At 65.7% G+C, this 3,036-nt stretch carries 2 protein-coding genes and 2 pseudogenes; 3 read left to right on the top strand and 1 reads right to left on the bottom strand.

What is annotated here, in order from left to right; all coding sequences use genetic code 11:
* The coding region (locus EOA38_RS32100) for an aldehyde dehydrogenase family protein (RefSeq protein WP_145966169.1) at window positions 1-947 on the bottom strand (947 nt) is incomplete at its 3' end.
* A gap of 141 nt (window positions 948-1,088) precedes the next feature.
* On the opposite strand from EOA38_RS32100, the pseudogene EOA38_RS40650 reads away from it, so the two are divergent.
* The 3 genes and pseudogenes from EOA38_RS40650 to EOA38_RS40640 all read left to right on the top strand — a co-directional run.
* Window positions 1,089-1,463 (top strand): annotated as a pseudogene (locus EOA38_RS40650) (SDR family NAD(P)-dependent oxidoreductase); the annotation flags it as partial.
* Window positions 1,464-1,515: 52 nt separating this feature from the next.
* Window positions 1,516-1,848: pseudogene (locus EOA38_RS40645) on the top strand (isocitrate/isopropylmalate family dehydrogenase); the annotation flags it as partial.
* Between the two features lie 31 nt (window positions 1,849-1,879).
* The gene (locus tag EOA38_RS40640; RefSeq protein ID WP_189349933.1) at window positions 1,880-2,941 is read left to right on the top strand and encodes an alpha-hydroxy acid oxidase; all 1,062 of its coding nucleotides are present in this window, start codon (window positions 1,880-1,882) and stop codon (window positions 2,939-2,941) included.
* Window positions 2,942-3,036 lie beyond the last annotated feature (95 nt).

The raw sequence follows: 3,036 nt of genomic DNA, 5'->3' as shown, positions 1-3,036 counted from the left end.
AACTCGTCGTGGATCTCGCGCGCCACGAACAGCCGCGAGCCGGCAATGCAGATCTGGCCCGAATGCACGAACACCGCCATGGCCGCGACCGGAACCGCCTTGTCGATATCGGCGTCGCGGCAGACGATAATCGGCGACTTGCCGCCAAGCTCCAGCGAAACGCGCTTGAGGTTGGTGACACCCGCCCGGGCGATCGCTTGACCAGTAAGCGTCGAGCCGGTGAAGACGATCTTGTTGACATCCGGGTGCTCGGCGAGCCGCGCGCCGGCCTCGGCACCGGTTCCGGTGACGACGTTGACGACGCCGTCGGGCACGCCGGCTTCCTGCATCAGCCGCGCGATCAGCAGCGGCGTCAGCGACGCCTCCTCCGACGGCTTCAGCACGATGGTGCAGCCTGTGGCCAAAGCCGGCGCGATCTTCCAGACCGAGGCGGCGGTCGGGGCATTCCAGGGAATGATCGCGCCGACGACGCCGACCGGCTCACGCCGGGTGAAGGTGACGATCTCGCCCGGAATGGAATTGTCGATCGCCTCGCCATGCAGCGCGGTCGCCATGCCGCCATAGAAGCGCAGCATGCCGATGACCCGGCGCCGGTTGGCCAACGTGCGTGTGATCGGCAGCCCCATGTCGAGCGTGTCGGAGACGCTAAGCTCTTCCCAATGCTTCTCGAACAGGTCGGCGATCCTGAGCAGCACGCATTGCCGTTCGTAGGGCGAGAATTTGGACCAGGGGCCTTCGAAGGCCGCGCGCGCCGCGGCTACCGCCGCGTCGATATCGGCGGCCGAGCCGCGCGGCACCGTCGCCAACACTTCGCCCGTCGCCGGGTTCAGCGCTTGCATCTCCTGGCCGGACTGCGCCGCGACCCACCTGCCGCCGATGAACATCGGCCGGAACTCGCCATGGTAGAGCGTGGTGGCCTTCGCCTTCGGGTCGAAGTTCAGCGTCATCGTCTCCTCCTGGCAATTTCGCGCCGACTATTACTCCCGGTGCGGGTGACCTCAAACAAGGAAAGCTAAAAGGGCGTTCAGATAATCGGACTGTGAAACGCGCGCGTCTTCCCCGATGGTTCCAGCAACGGAGGACCAGATATGAGACTTGCTGGCAAAGTCGCCATCGTCACCGGTGGCGGATCGGGATTTGGCGAAGGCATCGTCAACAAATTCGTGGCAGAGGGCGCGTCGGTCGTGCTGATGGACCGTGACGAAGCCGCCGCGGTGCGCGTCAGCCGCGAAGCCGGCGACAAGGTGCGGCCGATCACCGGCGACGTCTCGACGCTTGAGAGCTTTGCGGCCGCCGCCGATCTGGCCCGCTCGGCCTTCGGCGGGCTCGACATACTGGTCAACAATGCCGGTGTCGCGCAGCCGCCCTTGCCCCTGGAGACGATGGACGAAGGCCTGTTCGACCGCATCGCCAACGTCAACATGCGTTCGATATACAACGGCGCCCGCGCGGTGGTCCCGCATTTCAAATCCGTCAAATCCGGCGCCATTCTCAATGTCGCCTCCACCGGCGGCGTCTCGCCTGGCGGCGGCGACGGTCGGCGGAATGGGCATGGCACCCTCGGCGGAGGTCGGCGACGCAAAGGGCTTCTTCCAGGCCGCGCACGGGTCCGCGCCGGACATTGCCGGCAAGGGGATCGCAAATCCCTACGGGACGATCCTGTCGGCGGCGGCCATGCTCGACTGGCTCGGCCGCGGACATGACGACGAAAGGCTGCGCCGGGCCGCCGAACAAATCCGCCGTGTGACGGAAGCGTGCCTGGCGAGTGGATGGCTCAGCGCCGATCTGAAGGGAAAGTCATCGACCGCGGAAATCACCGGGAACGTCTGCGACCGGCTCGCAGCTTGACGCGATGGGGCGGCTCGATCGAAACATATCGGTGGAGGATTTTCGCCAGTTGGCGCGCCGCCGGCTGCCGAAATCCATCTTCGAGTTCGTCGATGGCGGGGCAGGCCAGGAACTGACCTTGCGGGACAACCGCGCAGGCTTCGAGCGTATCCGGCTGGTGCCCCGTGTTTTGACCGACGTGTCCCGGCCGGATTTGACCACGACATTGTGGTCCAAGACCTATCCGACGCCGCTGGTGATCAGCCCGATGGGATCCTGCGCGCTGGTGCGCCCCGGCGCCGATATCGCGATTGCCACGGCGGCAGCGGCTCGGGGCATTCCCTACACGCTGTCGACCATGGCGACGACCGGCATCGAGCGGATGGCAAGGGCCGTCCAGGGGCCGCTTTGGTTTCAGCTCTATGTGCTGAAGGATTTCGATTTCAATCACAGGCTGGTGCGTCAGGCGGAGGAGTTCGGCTATTCCGCGCTCGTCGTCACCGTCGACCTCCAGACGGGCGGCAAGCGCGAAAAGGATCTGAGGAACGGAATTTCGATCCCGCTGCGGCCTTGCCTGCGGCACCTGATCGAAGGGACCGCGCATCCGGGATGGTCGCTTCGGCTGCTTCGCGGTGGCTTCCCGCAATTCGAGAATGTGCGCGGCTATCTGGGCGATACCGGCGCGGGGCTGACGATCGCCGCGCGCGTCGGTCGCAACCTCCACGCTGGTTTCGACTGGAACGAGTTCCGGACGATCCGCGACTGGTGGAAGGGGCCGCTGATCGTCAAGGGCGTCCTGCACCCCGGCGATGCGGCGAGGCTAATTGCGGAGGGCGCGGACGGGATCTGGATGTCCAACCACGGCGGTCGCCAATTGGACGGGGCGGTTTCGAGCATAGACGCGATCACAATGGTGCGGGATGCAGTCGGCGGCCGGGTTCCGATCCTGATCGATTCCGGCATCCGGACGGGCATATGGACGTCATCAAGGCAAAAGCCCGCGGAGCGGCCGCTGCCGCCATCGGCCGGGCGGCGCTGTTTGGAGCCGTGGAGGGACGAGCAGGCGTCGAGCGGGTCTTGGACGTCCTGCTCGACGAAATCGCGACCGGTCTGAAACTATGCGGTGTGCCCGGTTTTCAGCAGGTTGGCTCGGACTTGATTTCTCCAGCCCTCGCAGGCTGAGCGGGTGGTCCGTGGGAGGAGTATGAC

The sequence above is a fragment of the Mesorhizobium sp. M1E.F.Ca.ET.041.01.1.1 genome, assembly GCF_003997355.1.
Classification (GTDB): Bacteria; Pseudomonadota; Alphaproteobacteria; order Rhizobiales; family Rhizobiaceae; genus Mesorhizobium.
This window is presented reverse-complemented; position numbering and strand designations above follow the sequence as displayed.